Source organism: Pantoea sp. AS-PWVM4, from assembly GCF_000468095.1.
GTDB lineage: Bacteria > Pseudomonadota > Gammaproteobacteria > Enterobacterales > Enterobacteriaceae > Pantoea > Pantoea phytobeneficialis.
This window is the reverse complement of sequence record NZ_ASZC01000002.1, coordinates 160,864-177,764: the sequence shown is the minus strand read 5'-3', so window position 1 is coordinate 177,764 and position 16,901 is coordinate 160,864. Positions and strand designations below refer to the sequence as shown.

General features: G+C 52.7%; 14 protein-coding genes and 3 tRNA genes. 1 reads left to right on the top strand and 16 read right to left on the bottom strand.

Going from position 1 to position 16,901, the window contains the following annotated elements; genetic code table 11:
* Positions 1–80: 80 nt before the first annotated feature.
* Complete coding sequence (locus L579_RS00990; RefSeq protein WP_021182426.1) at positions 81–566, bottom strand: methylated-DNA--[protein]-cysteine S-methyltransferase; 486 nt, start codon at positions 564–566, stop codon at positions 81–83.
* Positions 567–724: 158 nt separating this feature from the next.
* On the opposite strand from L579_RS00990, the gene L579_RS00985 reads away from it, so the two are divergent.
* The gene (locus tag L579_RS00985) at positions 725–2,200 is read left to right on the top strand and encodes a DNA-3-methyladenine glycosylase 2 family protein (RefSeq protein WP_036624453.1); all 1,476 of its coding nucleotides are present in this window, start codon (positions 725–727) and stop codon (positions 2,198–2,200) included.
* Between the two features lie 130 nt (positions 2,201–2,330).
* Here L579_RS00985 and L579_RS23120 read toward each other — a convergent pair whose 3' ends face one another.
* The 15 genes from L579_RS23120 to cydA form a co-directional block, all read right to left on the bottom strand.
* A complete protein-coding gene (locus L579_RS23120; protein WP_081692756.1) occupies positions 2,331–6,587 on the bottom strand; it encodes a rhamnan synthesis F family protein in 4,257 nt (1,418 codons plus the stop codon).
* A 424-nt stretch (positions 6,588–7,011) separates the two neighbouring features.
* Positions 7,012–7,087, bottom strand: a tRNA-Lys gene (locus L579_RS00970).
* 33 nt (positions 7,088–7,120) lie between these two features.
* Positions 7,121–7,196: transfer RNA gene (locus L579_RS00965), tRNA-Lys, on the bottom strand.
* Positions 7,197–7,249: 53 nt separating this feature from the next.
* Positions 7,250–7,325, bottom strand: a tRNA-Lys gene (locus tag L579_RS00960).
* Positions 7,326–7,491: 166 nt separating this feature from the next.
* Positions 7,492–8,304 (bottom strand): cell division protein CpoB, encoded by an 813-nt coding sequence (cpoB, locus tag L579_RS00955; protein WP_036624451.1) that lies wholly within the window; start codon positions 8,302–8,304, stop codon positions 7,492–7,494.
* 9 nt (positions 8,305–8,313) lie between these two features.
* Positions 8,314–8,826, bottom strand: a complete 513-nt coding sequence (gene pal, locus L579_RS00950) for a peptidoglycan-associated lipoprotein Pal (RefSeq protein ID WP_013508313.1) — start codon at positions 8,824–8,826, stop codon at positions 8,314–8,316.
* Positions 8,827–8,890: 64 nt separating this feature from the next.
* Positions 8,891–10,186 carry a Tol-Pal system beta propeller repeat protein TolB gene (gene tolB / locus L579_RS00945; protein ID WP_021182422.1) on the bottom strand — a complete coding sequence of 432 codons (1,296 nt, stop codon included), beginning with the start codon at positions 10,184–10,186 and terminating at the stop codon, positions 8,891–8,893.
* 116 nt (positions 10,187–10,302) lie between these two features.
* Positions 10,303–11,562 carry a cell envelope integrity protein TolA gene (gene tolA, locus L579_RS00940; RefSeq protein ID WP_021182421.1) on the bottom strand — a complete coding sequence of 420 codons (1,260 nt, stop codon included), beginning with the start codon at positions 11,560–11,562 and terminating at the stop codon, positions 10,303–10,305.
* Positions 11,563–11,587: 25 nt separating this feature from the next.
* Complete coding sequence (gene tolR / locus L579_RS00935) at positions 11,588–12,016, bottom strand: colicin uptake protein TolR (RefSeq protein ID WP_013508310.1); 429 nt, start codon at positions 12,014–12,016, stop codon at positions 11,588–11,590.
* Between the two features lie 13 nt (positions 12,017–12,029).
* On the bottom strand, positions 12,030–12,716 hold the full coding sequence (tolQ, locus tag L579_RS00930; protein WP_013508309.1) for a Tol-Pal system protein TolQ: 687 nt from the start codon (positions 12,714–12,716) through the stop codon (positions 12,030–12,032).
* Entirely contained in the window at positions 12,713–13,135 is a 423-nt protein-coding gene (gene ybgC / locus L579_RS00925; RefSeq protein WP_369700778.1) for a tol-pal system-associated acyl-CoA thioesterase, read from the bottom strand. Before ybgC ends, tolQ begins: the two co-directional genes overlap by 4 nt.
* Before the next feature lie 190 nt (positions 13,136–13,325).
* Positions 13,326–13,619: a cyd operon protein YbgE gene (gene ybgE, locus L579_RS00920; protein ID WP_036624445.1), complete on the bottom strand. Its 294-nt coding sequence runs from the start codon at positions 13,617–13,619 to the stop codon at positions 13,326–13,328.
* The gene (gene cydX, locus L579_RS23110) at positions 13,619–13,732 is read right to left on the bottom strand and encodes a cytochrome bd-I oxidase subunit CydX (protein ID WP_013508306.1); all 114 of its coding nucleotides are present in this window, start codon (positions 13,730–13,732) and stop codon (positions 13,619–13,621) included. The genes ybgE and cydX overlap by 1 nt, the downstream gene beginning before the upstream one ends.
* Before the next feature lie 15 nt (positions 13,733–13,747).
* The gene (cydB, locus tag L579_RS00915) at positions 13,748–14,887 is read right to left on the bottom strand and encodes a cytochrome d ubiquinol oxidase subunit II (protein ID WP_021182418.1); all 1,140 of its coding nucleotides are present in this window, start codon (positions 14,885–14,887) and stop codon (positions 13,748–13,750) included.
* 11 nt (positions 14,888–14,898) lie between these two features.
* Positions 14,899–16,470 carry a cytochrome ubiquinol oxidase subunit I gene (gene cydA / locus L579_RS00910; protein WP_021182417.1) on the bottom strand — a complete coding sequence of 524 codons (1,572 nt, stop codon included), beginning with the start codon at positions 16,468–16,470 and terminating at the stop codon, positions 14,899–14,901.
* Positions 16,471–16,901 lie beyond the last annotated feature (431 nt).

The following is a 16,901-nucleotide window of genomic DNA, read 5'->3' as shown; positions in this document are numbered from 1 at the left end:
TTTTATATGCTAAACAAGATAGCGGATCTCACCGAGCGTGTCGTGTTTTTTTTACCCAAAGCAGAGTGGCTGTGACGCGGTTAGCGTTTTGGCATCCCTTCCAGTTCCAGCAGGAAGGCTTTGACCGGCAAGCCACCGGCAAATCCGGTCAGTTTGCCATTGCTGCCAATAACCCGATGGCAGGGTGCCACAATCGACAGTGGATTCTTACCGTTGGCCGCACCGACGGCCCGCACCGCTTTAGGATTACCAATTTGCTCGGCGATCTGGCGGTAGCTGCGGGTTTCACCAAAGGGAATGGTGATCAACGCCTGCCAGACTTTTTTCTGAAACTCAGTGCCGACGGTGTCATAGGGCAGGTCAAACTGCTGACGCTGCCCGGCAAAGTATTCGCCTAGCTGACGTTCGGTTTCACATAAGATCGGATGCTGGTCATCACGGCTGATCGGCTTGAGCGGCACGCGTTGTGACCCTTCGTTCTCCCACAATATCGCCGACAGTCCTTTATTGCTGGCAATTAGGGTGAGATCGCCCACAGGGGTAGCGATAATTTTTGCATGATACATAGTGCGCCTCCGGCTTGATATCTGTGGTGCATTATCGCACTTTTGCTGCCATAAACTGGCTGTTTTCGGTCATGCAGATAAACTGGTTAGCTGTCCGAAAGCAGCGAGTTTTCGTCGCCAGGCTGCGCGAGGATGCGGTTTATTTGCTGGAGAAGATGATGTTTGATCCCGATATTGCTTACCAGGCGCTGACATCGCGCGACAGCCGTTTTGACGGCTTGTTTTTTGTTGGTGTGACATCAACCGGCATCTATTGTCGACCGATCTGCCCGGTTAAAGCCCCAATGCAGAAAAATTGCCTGTTCTTTTCCAGCGCTGAAGCGGCAGAGAAGGCCCATTTTCGCCCCTGTCTGCGGTGCCGCCCGGAACTGGCTCCCGGTTTTGCCCCGGTTGATAGTCACCATCGTATCGCCGATCGGCTGATCCGCCGCATTGAAGAAGGCCTGCTGGAAGAGCAGGAAACGCTGGCGGAGATTGCCAGCGAGTTTGGTCTGAGTGAGCGCCAGCTGCGCCGCGTAGTGCAGCAGGAACTGGGCGTATCACCGATCGAGTTACGGCAAACCCGGCGCATGTTGCTGGCGAAGCAGCTATTGACTGAAACCTCGCTGCCAATCACGGAAATCGCCTATGCCAGCGGTTTTAACAGCCTGCGTCGATTCAATGATGTGTTCCAGGCCCGCTATCGTATGACGCCATCCCGCCTGCGCAAACAGGCTTCCCCTGCCCCCGGCACACCGTTACAGGAGAGCGCGGAACTCCGCCTGAGTTATCGCCCGCCTTATGACTGGGAGGCGATACTCGATTTTCTGCAACAGCGCGTGATGAAGGAGGTGGAATGGGTGTCAGAGGGCGTCTATCACCGTACCGTGGCGCTGGGCGGTTGTCAGGGTTGGGTACGCGTCAGCCACTATCCTGAGAAACAGGCGCTGAAGGTACAATTCACCACCAGCCTGACGCCGGTGTTGCCCGCCCTGCTACGCCGCCTGCGCGATTTGTTCGATTTGGATGCCCAACCGCAGCGAATTGCCGACCAGTTAGCCCAGGACCCGTTACTGGCACCGAGTCTGGCAAAGTATCCCGGCCTGCGAGTGCCAGGCGCGTTTGATGGTTTTGAGCTGGGAGTGCGGGCGATTCTCGGTCAGCAGGTGACGGTCAAGGCGGCGACGACGTTGAGTAGCCGTGTGGCACAGCGTTTTGGCGCGCCCATGATAACGCCGTGGCCTGAGCTGTCGCGCCTCTCTCCCAGCGCAGAAACGCTGGCGGCTGCAACCCAGGATGATATCGCCAGCCTTGGGATTGTCAGCGCACGTTCCCAGGCGATCATCGCACTGGCTCAGTCCTGCGCCTCGGGTGCCTTGCGTTTTAATGGTGCGGTAAATCCGGATGTGGTGCAGCAGCAATTGCTGGCGCTGAAAGGGGTCGGTCCGTGGACCGCCAGCTATATCGCGATGCGGGCGCTGCGCTGGCCGGATGCGTTTCCCAAAGAGGATATCGCGATTCGTAACAATCTGGGCGGCGTAAGTGCGAAGGAAGCGGAACAACTGTCGCAGGTGTGGCGTCCGTGGCGCAGTTATGCGGTGCTGCATATCTGGCGTAGCGGTGCGATTGATCGCGCAGAAAAGCATGATTCGTAACGGTCATAAAAGAGCGCGATAAATCGCGCCGCTACGGTTTACAGAGTGATACCCCTGGCACCGTTACCCCTACAAAAAAACTAAAAGGCGCCCTCAGGGCGCCTTGTTTAGCCAATAATTACTTTAACATTCAGGCATGTTCATCATACAGCGTTTGTGCCTGCTCACGCGCCAGTTCCAGCTTCGGCTGGGCGTTCATGGTCGCCACTGAACGCTCAATCCTCTGGCGAGTGTACTTACGGATCAGTGCCTGCATCCCTTCATCCATCAGTCGGGTGCGCTCATCACTGGCATAGCTCTTTGATTTTGCATGGTAGATGTAAGTGTTGGTGAGGACAGCCAGATCGAAACCGGCATCCGACACGCGGAAACAGAAATCATTCTCCTCGCCATAGCCGTGTGGGAAGCTTTTTTCGTCGAACAGACCTATTGCATCAAACACTTCACGCTTAACCGCGAAACAGAAACCATGTACCAATGGTACGCGCACCAACTGACGATCCCAGCGTGTCTCGAAGAAGTGATCAATATCCGCCGGAGTCAGGCCGTCCGGCAGTGCGTTAATTGCCGTTTGCGTTGTGGTGCCCTTGATAGAAGGCACGGATTGGGTACTTGCCGCATTGGAAAGTGGCCCCACTACGCCAAGGTTTGGTTGGCTATCCAGCGCATGACACAGTTTTTCTAACGCACCTGCGGGAACGATAGTGTCACTGTTAAGCAACAACACATTGCGGCTGGAGCCACCGCGCACACCATTATTGGCTGTCTTGGTGTAACCCAGTCGAACTTCCTGTCTGATCAATTTGGCGCCTTTGGCAACGGCAAATTCCGCGAGAAATTGCTCGGTCTCTTTAGCGGAGGCATCATCGACCAGAATGATATTTCCTCGTCCCTGCAATGCTTCATCCAGAGATGCCAGGCACGCACGCACATCATCCAGTGCGTTGTGAACACAGACCACAACATCAAGATCGAGAGATTTCTGCGGTTGTGCGTCCTTGTCAGCAGACGTGTAACTGATATCAACTACCGGTTCAGAGGCCGGGGTATGCCAGCTTGCGTAGATATGCGGCTGCGGTCCCCATTGGTTCAAACCATGCTCGTACAGTGCAAACTCGTCAGAGTCACGCACCGATTGATTATCTTCCAGCAACGGATACCAGGTGACGCCAGATGCGTTCAACGCATAACTTATACTGATCTGATCACGGCGGCTGTAGGTGTTGATCTCGTTCCACCACAGCTTCATGAAGTTATGCACCGCCTGCTCGCGCGCATCCAGCACCAGCACATTGCTTTCGATCAGCGGAATAAGACTCAGCTCATCAATGGCTTTATAACGGCCAATCTGCTCGCTGACTGCTGACGGATCATCAAGCTCCAACGCCAGGATCTCTTCAGCTTCTTCCAGCCAGGTGTCGCGGATTGGATGTTTAATCGCGCCAATCTGCCGTTCAGATAACGCCACGCGTTCCACCAGATCAGAAACCGGGACATTCAGCTCAACGTTGGCGTCGATCCAGATGACATAATCATAGTTTTCGATATATTTCAGCAAATTAGTCTTAATATATCGCGCTGAGCGGCGAGGATCGGCATCAATATAAGGCGGAAGATGCATCCGGAACACACCGTAACCATCGGTGACCGAATCAGAAAAACAGTGGTAATCGACATCGCTTTCAAGGCATTTGGGCAGCAGTAACGCATCAAAAGGCCCAATAATGGCAGTAACCAATGCAATACGTGGTTTCCGACCGCCCCTCTCCTGAACGGCACGCTGGTAAGCTTCGATATCCGCGTGACGGTCACGCACCAATTGCGGGAAACTACCAGACTCAGAATCAGCTAAACGCGCTCGATCAAAGTAGTTGATCAGACGGAAGTCCCTGTCGACGAAACGCATCGTTGTCGTGTAATTCTGCAACAGCGGGACCGTACCAAACAGGCGCTCAAAACCATGTGCCAGCGTACCGTCATACTGTCCTTCCTCTTCGTCAAAATCTTCCAGACGGTATTCACCATTGAGCAGTGGGCGCAATGCATCAGAACGCGACCAGAAGAACGATCCTGCCGGATAGTCCGGACAATAGGTCATGTCATAGGTGAAGCCCAGACGTGCCAGCTGTTCCTTAACTATCTCACGATTGCCTCCCCAATTAGGTTGACGTGTCACCCCGTAGAAATAAGCCGGGAATAACACACCTAATTTCGGATCGTTATCAAATGAATTCAGGATTTGTGTCGTAATAGACTCACTGCCCAGCGTGTAATGCAGCAGGAAACGACGCCATCCTTTTGATAACGCTTGTGGCGATTTCTTCGAGTGAATATGAAGAATAAGTTCGTAGGAAAGCAATTCCGGACCAAACTCAACAATAAACGGATAAATATCTCTCCCTTTATTTTCTGTTTCCCGGATGATTAATTTTTTAAGCGTTTTAATACCCGTACGGAATTTGCGCTCGCACTCTTCGACATTATGCTTGCCACGAGGCAGCGAAATAAACAGATCAAAGCCCGTCGGGATGGTATTCAAATGTTTGATGAATTCATCGGCCAGATCGACATAATACAAGTGCAGATGGACACCAATGGTGCGCGAGAAACCTTCATTCAATTGCACTGGGGCGTCAATCAATAACGTCCTTCCTTTAGCACCATATTCTGAAGGCCCATAGCGGAAGAACGGTGCTTCTAACATGCGCGGCGTTGCACTCGGCTGACGCCCTTCGGTATGACCATACAGAAGAAAATGTTCGAACGGGTCCATACCTGATGCAGCAACATCAGGATAGGTTTCCAGATACCACGGAATATCCAGATCCTGCGCGACCAGCCTGGCTAATGAAGAAAATCGTCCTTCCTGACGTCCATGCGTAATGTAATGGTACACCGCAGATATCTGCGCGCGGGCAACGTCGGTGTAGGTATCGAGATACCATTCTGCATCGAAATCTGGCACCTCAGCCTGCAGAAAGGCATTTTGGGTAGGATAGCGACCTTCGTGCTTACCGTAGTTCTGGTAATGTTCTTCTGGCTCGACACCCGACCCCAATACATCTGGATAGGTTTGCAGATACCATTCGCGATCGACCTGAACCTGTTGCTCAGGCATTCCTGAAGCAACAGATTGACGTCGCAGTAGCGTGTTTTTTGTCCGTCGTAATACACGACGCAGCGCGCGTTTCGTAGCACGCACAGGCGCAGTGATACGCCATGAGGAAGAGTTCAGAATGATTCTGATATCCTCATTTTTGAACGCAAGCTCCTGAGTGGCCAGTGCCAGCGATTCAGCCGCCTTTCTGGCTTCAGCGAGTAACATCTCATTTTCTTGTCTGCGCAGCACCAGCTGTTGTGTAGCCCGCGACAGAGAAGCCTCTAATTCCACAATTTGCGCAGCGGTTTTTGCATCTGTCCGTTCTCTGGCGTTGTCATTTTCCATAATCCGCATGCGGAACTGTTCCTTTTGCTGAGATATCGTTACTTCTGCTTCCGCAATTCGCTGGCGGAGTTGCTCCGCTTCCTTAACCGAGCGATCGCGCTCGCTTTGGGCAGCCCCAATCGTTGTTTTTAACGAACGTACACTATATTCATCAAGGCAAGCTTTCCCCAGACGGGCAAACACTTCCTGAACGTTGCGGAGTTGCGTTTCATCGTTATCGGCTGCAAACAAGCGTTGTAATGCTGCGGTTTGCTCAGCCCCCACCCCCACTATCGTTAAACCATGACCGTGGGCAAATTCGAAACAGGGATAGGTGTGTCTTAACTCCTCAACAAAGCGGAAGACGCCAAAGTCCCCCTTACGCTCGTTGCTGTCATGAATAATAACCACCCCACGACTGGAGAGTTTCGGCAGCCAGGTGTCAAAGTCGTGTTTCACGGCTTCGTAAGTATGGTATCCATCGATATGTAGCAGATCGATTTCACCCTCTTTGAAGAAGTTAGCCCCTTCATCAAAGGTGGTGCGCATGAGTGTAGAGAAGCGTGAGTAGAAACGAGTATTGTGAGCATGCACCGAGCCATAGACGTTTTCGCCATAAAAGCCGGCATGCTCATCACCTTTCCAGGCATCGATGGCGTAACTTCGAGTAGGTAAACGCAGCTGTTCAATTGCCTGGCAGAATGCAAAATACGATGAGCCATAATGTGTGCCCAGCTCAACCAGAACGCGCGGTTTGTGGGCATTGGTCAGCCAAAAAGCAAAGGGGATATGTTCAAGCCAGGCTGATTGGGTAAGCTCCGTTGGTTGCATGAACGCAATCGCATTCATGGTCAAATCCGGGTATGCGGAGTTCCCACCAATTCCAATCTTAATTTCTGCAGAGGTATTTGAAGCGTTTTTGAATTCCTTTACTGTATTGAATTCTTTTTCAGTCGAGTTCATTTTTTTTCCCAAAGACACTTACAACGGCTTCAGCATAATCCCATTTCGTATAAGAATCATCTTATATATCCAGCATTACCAAGACTGGGAGCAGACTGATTCTTCGCTAATGTTCCGTCCCGGAACATGGAGACTGACCGGGGACATCGCCAGCGTCGCCTGGCTGGCAGCGCCTGTGTTCACAGTGAATACATCGAGAATGATGATAATGCGGTAGTTAAATAGTATGTTTGCCCAGGTTCTCTAACGCAATAGTGTCATCGGAAATTTAGATTTTTCTCCGAAAAATTGCCGCACATTCGCAGACAAAATGCTGAACTATCAGGCATGGAATTCATCAAGATGAAAAAAAACCGCCTCTCTGAAACAGAGAGGCGGTTTTCTTATTTCCCCGGATATTATCAAATATCCCAGGAAGCAATATTGGTGGGTCGTGCAGGATTCGAACCTGCGACCAATTGATTAAAAGTCAACTGCTCTACCAACTGAGCTAACGACCCGCTCGATGAGGGCTTACAACCAGAGTGACCAGATGGTGGGTCGTGCAGGATTCGAACCTGCGACCAATTGATTAAAAGTCAACTGCTCTACCAACTGAGCTAACGACCCATCGTGGTTGTGAAGCAAACTGAAGAAAACACTGAACCGATTAGAGGTTGAGATGGTGGGTCGTGCAGGATTCGAACCTGCGACCAATTGATTAAAAGTCAACTGCTCTACCAACTGAGCTAACGACCCATCTTCAGCGCTGCCGATACTTGTTAAGATATGTCCCGGCAACGGCGGCATATATTACTGATTTAGCGGGGTAGCGCAACCCTTATTTTCCACCAAATCACTCAATTGCTTACCTTTCATGCGGCCAGACCAGAAATCACACGAAATCCGGTCTGTGCTGCACAAATTACAACCCGGCGAGACGTTTCTGCGCCAGCTTTGCCGATTCGCTGTTTGGGAATTGTTTGATCACTTGCTGGTAGACCGCCTTGGCTTTCGCCGTGTCGTTCTTCTCCTGCATGATCACCCCAACCTTAAACAACGCTTCTGCAGCTTTCGGCGATTTCGGGTAGTTTTTTACCACAGTGGCAAAATAATAGGCCGCATCGTCCTTTTTGCCCTTGTTGTAAAACAACTGCCCCAGCCAGTAATTGGCATTGGGCTGGTAAGTCGAATCAGGATAACGCTTCACCCATGCCTGCAACGCAGTAATGGCCTGATCGTACTGCTTCTTCTCCAGAATCAGCGCTACAGCGGCATTGTAGTCGCTGTTGGCATCACCGCTTTGTGTCGGCGCTGCGGTTGCTGCGCTGTCACTGCTGCCTGCGGCTGCGGTGGCAGCACCAGCATCAGCACCACCGGCGGCTGCCGCTGCATCACCACCACCGCTGGCCTGAGCACCATTATTACCGCTGCTCAAACTGTCAATCTGTTGGTAGATCTGCTTCTGGCGCTCAATCACCTGATTAAGCTGATAGGTGTTCTGCTGAATTTGCCCGCGCAGCGAATCGATATCGCTTTGGTTGTCACTCATCTGCTGCTGCAACTGCTGCAAAAGCTGAGCCTGGGCATTGGAGATTCGTTCAAGAGTGGTGACACGGTCTTCGACCGAGCCTGAGCCAACGCTACTGATTGACGCCTGGGCATTAGCGGCCCAGGGGGCCGCTACACCAACCAGTAACGACAGACTCAAGAGATGAAGTCTGAAGTTACTCATCATGTGATTATCTTAGTAAACCAGAACGGCACGACGGTTTTTAGCGTAAGCCGCTTCGTCGTGACCCAGAACTGCCGGCTTCTCTTTACCGTAAGATACGATAGACATCTGATCAGCTGACACGCCTTTACCCTGCAGGTACATTTTCACTGCGTTAGCACGACGCTCGCCCAGGGCGATGTTGTATTCCGGCGTACCGCGCTCATCCGCATGACCTTCGATGGTCACTTTGTAAGACGGGTTGCTACGCAGGAAAGCAGCGTGCTGATCCAGCATCTGAGCGTACTCAGACTGCACGTCATACTTGTCCAGACCGAAGTAAACGATGTTGTTCTGCTGCAGCTGCTGCATTTGCAGACGTGCCTGCTCGTCAGAAGACATGTTACCGTTCTGGCCAGAACCGTAAGCGCCATCAGCACCCATACCAGTCTGGTCGTTGTTGTTGTTTTTGTGAGAGCTACATGCAGCCACTGCGATAACCGGCAGAGCCAGCATCAAACCCTTCAGCACTTTGTTCAGTTGCATTTCTTTATCCTATTATTTTGTTTGCCATACATATGATCCCCCACCTCAGCAGGGGATTGATGCATCACAGATACGGCGACCAGGCAGGTGATTTTACCTGTCCATCAGTTGCCGGAAGACGCGCTTTGAAACGCCCATCGGTTGAAACCAACTGCAACACGGAACCCATCCCCTGAGTAGAGCTATAGATTACCATCGTGCCGTTAGGAGCCAGACTTGGCGTCTCATCCAGGAACGTGTCCGTTAACGTTTGAACGGCTCCCGTTTCCAGATCCTGTTTGGCGACATGCTGAGCACCACCGGCGCTGCTGATCATCACCATTGTTTTACCGTCGGCAGACACATCCGCATCCTGGTTCTGTGAACCTTCCCAGGTAATACGTTGTGGCGCACCGCCGTTAATGCCAATTTTGTAAATCTGTGGCGCACCGGCCTGATCCGAGGTGTAAGCCAGGGTCTGGCTATCCGGGAACCAGGTGGGTTCGGTGCTGTTGTAACGCCCATCGGTAATCTGACGAATCTGACCTGAACCCAGGTCCATCACGTACAGATTCAAGCTACCGGTTTTAGACAGGGCAAATGCCAGTTTAGAACCATCCGGCGAGAAGGCTGGCGCACCGTTGTGGCGCGGGAAAGAAGCCACCTGGCGAATCGCACCGTTTGCCAGCGTCTGCACTACCAGCGCAGATTTACCGCTTTCAAAGGTCACATAAGCCAGTTTGCTGCCGTCCGGCGACCAGGTCGGTGACATCAGCGGTTCCGGCGAACGATGCACCACAAACTGGTTGTAACCATCGTAATCAGAAACGCGAAGTTCATACGGGAACTGACCACCGTTGGTCTGTACCACGTACGCGATACGGGTACGGAAGGCACCTTTGATACCGGTCAGCTTCTCAAACACTTCGTCACTGGCAGTGTGTGCGGCATAACGCAGCCACTGCTTCGTCACTTTGTAAGAGTTCTGCGCCAGTACCGTGCCCGGTGCACCACCGGTATCCACCAGTTGGTAAGCGATCTGGTAGCTGCCATCGGCATTCGGGGTGACCTGACCTACCACGACAGCGTCGATACCCAGTGCGCTCCAGGCGGCAGGCTGAACCTGCTGTGCGCTGGTCGGCTGCTGCGGCAGACGTGAGCGATCCAGCGGATTGAATTTACCGCTGTTACGCAAGTCTGCTGCGACGATGCCACCAATATCTTCTGGTGCAGCGCCCGGACCGGCCCACTGGAAAGGAACCACACCAATAGGACGTGCTGTATTCACGCCCTGCGTAATTTCAATGCGTACTTCCGCGTGCAGCATGGCCGCCCACAGCAGTACAAAAAAACCTAAGGTTACACGAAGTGCCTGCTTCATCTTTTCTCCCTTATCTGAACCTGAGTTCATGATAATTCGCACTGTTCCTGAAAAAACACGGGTACTCATAGAATACGGCAAGCTAACCTTAGTTCAACCTGCCGTATGTTACTGCATTACTGAGGTTTGAAATCCATTGGTGCGTTTTTGAACACCTCATACACCGCCTGTGAAGGTGGCTTCGGTATGCGTGCCTGTTTCGCCGCCGAGACTGCCGCCTGACACAACGCAGGATCGCCACCCTCCGCCCTCACATCAATCAGCAAGCCATCCGGAGCCAGCTTGATGCGCAGGTTACACTCTTTACCTTTGTACGAATCGGCATCATAGAAACGGCTCTGAATCGCTGCCACAACCTGGCCCATATAGGAGTTAATTTCGGCTCCTGAAGCACCGGCTTTCTTCTGATTACCTTGTCCAGCCGCAGCCCCGCCACCGGAAGCGTTCCCACTTTTCGGTGCATTCTTACCGGATGAAAGACCACCCAGCAGATCATCAACAGCGTTTTCATTCTTCGCCGCTTCAGCAGCGGCTTTCTTCTTCGCGTCAGCTGCCGCTTTGGCTTTCGCCGCAGCATCCGCCTTCGCTTTCGCTGCTGCTTCGGCTTTTTCTTTCGCCTCAGCCGCAGCCTTAGCTTTCGCGTCTTCAGCCGCTTTCTCTTTGGCTTCCTGCGCGGCTTTTGCCTTGGCATCGGCCGCGGCTTGCGCTTTGGCTTCGGCATCCGCTTTGGCTTTCGCCTGAGCCGCTGCTTTCGCTTCCTGCGCCGCTTTCTCTTTCGCCGCTTCGGCTGCTGCCGCCTTCGCCTCTTGCTCAGCCTGTTTTTTCGCTTCAGCCGCTGCCTGCTTCGCTTCAGCAGCGGCTTTCGCCTGAGCTTCTGCCGCCGCTTTTGCCTGTGCATCGGCCTGCGCTTTGGCGTCGGCTTTGGCTTTCGCCGCTGCCGCTTCAGCCGCTTTCTGTTCTTCCTGCGCCTGTTTTGCCGCCGCTTCAGCCGCTTTCTGCTGCTCGGCCTGCTGTTTCGCCTGCTCTTTGGCTTCCTGTTGCGCCTGCAAACGCTCTTTCTCCAGCTCTTTCAGACGCTGTTGTTCGGCGGCCTGCTTCTGTTGCAACTCTTCAGCCTGCTGCTGCGCCTGTTTCTCGCGCTGCTGCTCGGCACGCTTGCTATCGCTTTGTTGATTCTGCTGACGATTGTATTGATCAACCACGGCACCCGGGTCGACCATTACCGCGTCGATATCGCTACCGCCGCCACCGCCGCTGGATTCGATTTTTTCGTTAAACGAGCTCCAAATCAGCAAGGCGATCAACACGATGTGCAGAATCACCGAAATGATTATCGCGCGTTTTAACTTCTCGTTTTGCTCGGTTGCCTTCGACACTCTCGGTTCCCAAAAACGGTTCGCTTTAAATCGGCTGCGTCATCAAACCGACAGATTTCACGCCAGCCTGATGCAGCAGGTTAAGCGCCTTGATGATTTCGTCGTAAGGCACATCTTTCGCACCACCGATCAGAAAAACAGTCTTCGGATTGGCTTCCAGTCGGCGCTGCGCTTCGCTCACCACTTGCTCAGGAGGCAGTTGGTTCATACGATCGTGATCCACCACCAGGCTGTACTGCCCTACCCCGGAAACTTCGACAATCACCGGCGGATTATCATCGCTGGAAACTGTTTTTGAATCAGTCGCATCCGGCAGATCCACTTCCACACTTTGGGTAATGATTGGCGCGGTTGCCATAAAAATCAGCAGCAGCACCAGCAGCACGTCCAGGAGTGGAACGATGTTGATTTCCGACTTAAGGTCGCGGCGTCCGCGACCACGGGTTCTGGCCATCGTTTACCTCGACTTACTTCGTATTGTCGGTGGAGAAAGCCTGACGATGCAGGATAGCCGTGAACTCTTCCATAAAGTTGTCGTAGCCCTGCTCCAGCTTATTCACACGCTGGTTCAGACGGTTGTACGCCATGACCGCCGGAATCGCGGCAAACAGACCGATTGCGGTGGCGATCAGCGCTTCAGCGATACCCGGCGCAACCATTTGCAAGGTAGCCTGCTTCACCGCGCCGAGGGCGATAAAGGCGTGCATAATCCCCCACACCGTACCAAACAGACCGATATAAGGACTGATGGAACCGACGGTGCCAAGGAAAGGAATGTGGTTTTCCAGCGCTTCCAGTTCACGGTTCATCGAGATACGCATGGCACGGCTGGCACCTTCCACCACCGCTTCTGGCGCGTGGCTATTGGCGCGATGCAGGCGCGCGAACTCTTTAAAACCGGAATAGAAAATCTGCTCTGAGCCGTTCAGTTCGTCACGACGTCCCTGGCTCTCCTGATACAGGCGAGACAGCTCGATACCTGACCAGAATTTATCTTCAAACGCTTCGGCTTCGCGCCCGGCAGCATTGAGAATGCGGGTGCGCTGAATAATGATTGCCCAGGAGGCAATGGAAAAGCCGATCAAAATCAACATGATAAGTTTGACCAGAAGGCTTGCCTTCAGGAACAAATCAAGAATATTCATGTCAGTCACTGCTTGAACTCCGCGACAATAGACTTGGGAAGCGCAATCGGCTTCATTAGATGTGGGTTGATGCAGGCAATCAGGACTTCTGCTTCATTGAGCACTTTGCCTTCATTATTCACGATACGCTGCGAGAACGTCATGGTGGCTCGCGTCATTGAGGTCACTTCACTCTGGATTTCCAGAAGATCGTCAAGACGTGCTGCCGCAAGATAGTCCACCGTCATACGCCGTACCACAAAACAGATTTGCTGTTCCAGCAACGTCTGTTGATTGAAATGGTGCTGGCGCAGCATTTCGGTACGTGCTCGTTCATAAAAAGCGATATAGCTGGCATGGTAAACCACACCACCGGCGTCGGTGTCTTCGTAATAGACCCGAACCGGCCAGCGAAACAGCGTTGTACTCACTCTACATCCCGGTATCATTTTAAACGTTGCTACTATACGCAAGTGAGATCAGCTTGGGAATGGCCCGCTGACGCCGCGAGAAAATAATTATCACACGGTAACAATCGGAAGGATTTTTGGCAGGTTTCTTGACCAGGCGCTGACATAACCTCACACCAGCGCCTGAAATTTCTACAAAAAAAGGACAACATTCGTCCTGATCGTTGACTTAACGGTAAAACCAGATGATTCCCGCCGCCAACACGACCATTGCCGGTAACGGTGTGAACAACGCTTGCCAACGCAAGCGCTGAGGACGGAACCCGGTACCATGAATCACGCCAGTACATACCGCCCAAATCAGCACCAGTCCATGCCAGACCGAGAGAGCGCTGGTCTTCGCCGCGAAGCGCGACGGTTCCCAGAACACACACCCCGCCAACCATAGGGCCAGCAATAGTGAAAGGGCCCGTAACGGGCCCTTATCCATCAGACGATACAGTGTCTGAAACAATCCGCGCATCAGGCTTTATCACCCTTTGCTGCGGCTTCTTCCGCACGCTCCAGCGCCAGTGCCGCGATCACACCGAACGAACAAGCCAGCAGGGTGCCAAGTATCCAGGCAAAATACCACATGCTCTTTCTCCTTAATCAGTACAGGGAGTGCGTATTGCTCTCAATGTGTTCTTTGGTGATGCGACCATACATTTTGTAGTAACACCAGGTGGTGTACAGCAGAATGATCGGCACAAACACGATGGCCGCAAAGGTCATAATTTTCAGCGTCAGCGCACTGGAGGTTGCATCCCACATGGTCAGGCTGGTGCCCGGCACGGTGCTGGATGGCATGATGAACGGGAACATCGCAATGCCTACCGTCATGATCACACCCGCCAGAGTCAGTGAAGAGAAGATAAATGCCCAGGCACCCTTCTCAGCACGCGAACACAGGATGGTCAGCAGCGGCATCAGCACACCCAGTAACGGGAAGATCCACAGGATCGGCGTCTGCTCAAAGTTCACCAGCCAGGCTCCGGCTTCACGTACCACATCTTTACCCAGTGGATTAGACGCCGCATGGTGATCGATAACGCTTTTCACCACATAACCATCAATACCGTATTTCACCCACACACCAGCGAGAATGAAGCACACCATCATCACTAAGGCGGAGATCTGCGCAACAGAACGTGAACGGACATGCAGTTCGCCAGTGGTACGCATTTGCAGATAAGTTGCGCCCTGCGCCAGGAACATCGCCACACTGATCACGCCAGCCAGCAGGCCAAACGGATTTAACAGCTGGAAGAAGTTGCCGGTATAGAACAGACGCAGGTATTCGTCAGCGTGGAAGGGTACGCCCTGCAACAGGTTACCGAATGCCACGCCAATCACCAACGGCGGTACGAAGCTACCGATAAAGATGCCCCAGTCCCAGGTGCCACGCCAGCGCACATCTTCAATCTTGGAGCGGTAATCAAAACCGACCGGACGGAAGAACAGTGACGACAGTACCAGGATCATCGCGACATAGAAGCCGGAAAATGCGGCGGCGTACACCATCGGCCAGGCAGCGAAAAGCGCGCCACCTGCGGTGATCAGCCACACCTGGTTCCCATCCCAGTGCGGGGCAATGGTGTTGATCATTACGCGACGTTCGGTATCGGTGCGGCCCATAATACGGACCAGCATCCCTACCCCCATGTCGAAACCTTCAGTGACGGCAAACCCAACCAGCAGAATGCCGATCAGCAGCCACCAGATAAATCGCAACACTTCATAATCAAACATGGTAGCTCTCCTTATCCACGCGCCGGTTGAGTCGATGAGCCAATCTGCTCATGGTGGTAGCGGCCCGTTTTCAGGCTGCTTGGACCAAGGCGGGCAAATTTGAACATCAAATACATCTCCGCCACCAGGAACAGGGTGTACAGACCGCATATCAGAATCATGGAGAACAGCACGTCACCAGTGGTCAGCGAAGAGTTCGCCACTGCCGTCGGCAACACCTCACCGACCGCCCAAGGTTGACGACCATATTCCGCGACAAACCAACCTGATTCGATGGCGATCCACGGCAGTGGGATGCCGTACAGCGCCGCTTTAAGCAGCCACGGCCACTTGCCGATGCGATTGCGGATCACACTCAGGAACGACAACGCAATGATTGCCAGCAGCAGCACGCCGCACAGCACCATGATACGGAAGGCAAAATAGAGCGGTGCGACGCGAGGGATCGAGTCCGCCGTCGCTTTCTGAATCTGCGCTTCGGTAGCGTTAGCCACGTCCGGGGTATAACGCTTCAGCAGCAAGCCATAACCGAGATCCTGTTTGCTTTGCTCAAAAGCGGTACGCACTGCCGGATCCTTGCTACCTGCACGCAATTCGTTGAGTAACGCATAGGCCTTCATACCATTACGGATACGCACTTCATGCTGCGCCAGCAACTCTTTCAGGCCGGTAACCGGCGTATCCACCGAACGAGTGGCTATCAAACCGAGCAGATAAGGAATCTGGATAGCGTATCTGTTTTGCTGCGCGTCCTGATCTGGAATACCGAACAAGGTAAAGGAGGCAGGCGCAGGTTGCGTTTCCCATTCCGCTTCGATGGCAGCCAGTTTGGTTTTCTGCACATCACCCATTTCATAGCCGGATTCATCACCCAGTACGATAACGGAGAGCACCGCAGCCATACCGAAGCTGGCGGCAATCGCGAAGGAGCGCTTAGCGAAAGCAATGTCACGCCCTTTCAACAGATACCATGAGCTGATACCGAGGATAAACATCGCCCCTGCGGTGTAACCGGCTGCAACCGTGTGCACGAATTTCACCTGCGCCACCGGGTTGAGCACCAGTTCGGAGAAGCTCACCATCTCCATACGCATGGTTTCGAAGTTGAACTCAGAGGCAATCGGGTTTTGCATCCAGCCGTTCGCCACGAGGATCCACAGCGCTGACATGTTCGAACCCAGCGCCACCAGCCAGGTTACCGTCAGGTGTTGTACCTTACCGAGGCGATCCCAGCCGAAGAAGAACAGGCCGACAAAGGTAGATTCAAGGAAGAACGCCATCAGGCCTTCGATGGCCAGCGGCGCACCAAAGATATCGCCGACGTAATGTGAGTAATAAGACCAGTTGGTACCGAACTGAAACTCCATGGTCAGACCGGTCGCCACACCCAGGGCAAAGTTGATACCAAACAACTTGCCCCAGAATTTGGTCATATCTTTATAAATTTGTTTCCCCGTCAGGACGTATACGGTTTCCATGATCGCCAACAGAAACGCCATACCCAGCGTTAATGGCACGAACAGGAAATGGTACATCGCCGTCAGAGCAAACTGTAAACGCGACAGCTCGACAATATCTAACATGATGACTCCTTGCTCCTCGCATGAACTCCTTCTGCGGGCGACAACGGTAAAAAGACAGACATTGACGTGCAGAATAAGAGTCAGGAACGACTGATTATTGATTCCAGTTTTGTTTTGTTACCGACAGAACAGAGTAATCTGCTGCCCGAAGTGAGCGAGTAACTGTGATGAAAAAGCCCTGAAAACTCATCGCAACAATCGGTTTTCGACAGTCGAGAGTGCGGTGGCGACAGAATTGATATAACAACGCCTGGCACAAACTCCTGAAAAAACATGGAAATGATTGAATTGATGTAGCGCAATTTATACCGTTTGCGCTGCGCTTTGCCAGCGGTAAAGTTTGTTATATCTCAGCATTTATTGATCTGAGATAACGTACAAAATTTCCAGATATGTATTGTTAGGCAGGTTGTTAATTAGTTGTCATGAGA